We start from the raw sequence: 430 nt of genomic DNA on the forward strand, positions 1-430 counted from the left end.
TGCACCCCGGTTCGCCGGGGCCGCTTCCCCCCGTGTGGGGAGAAGAGGCCCTGGGGAGGGCTCGCGCCCCACCACGCGGCCTGGGGGCCGTCGGCGCGCCGCCTGCCGGACCTGCGCTGCGCCCGGGGGGCCGGGGGAGTCGGCCCTCGGGCGCGGACAAGGCTCCGCCCGCGCACATGACCGGGGGCCATGACGGGGGGAAAGCTTGCACGCGGGTCTTGCATGGGTCCCGGGCGGGCGGCGAAGCGCCTGGCCGCGGGAGGGGCGGAGGGGGCGGCTCTTGCGGCCGCCTCCGGCTCCGGTCGCGTCATCCCCGCCGCGGCCCGGGCCGGGCGGGGGAGCGGGGGGGGGGGGGGGGGGACCCCCCCCCCCCCAGGCAATTTCAAAACACCCGGGGTTCTAACGACAAGCCCTCGCCTCGCCCAGAGAG

Source organism: Rhodovulum sp. DZ06 (assembly GCF_050586345.1).
In the GTDB taxonomy this organism is placed as follows: Bacteria; Pseudomonadota; Alphaproteobacteria; order Rhodobacterales; family Rhodobacteraceae; genus JBOCEF01.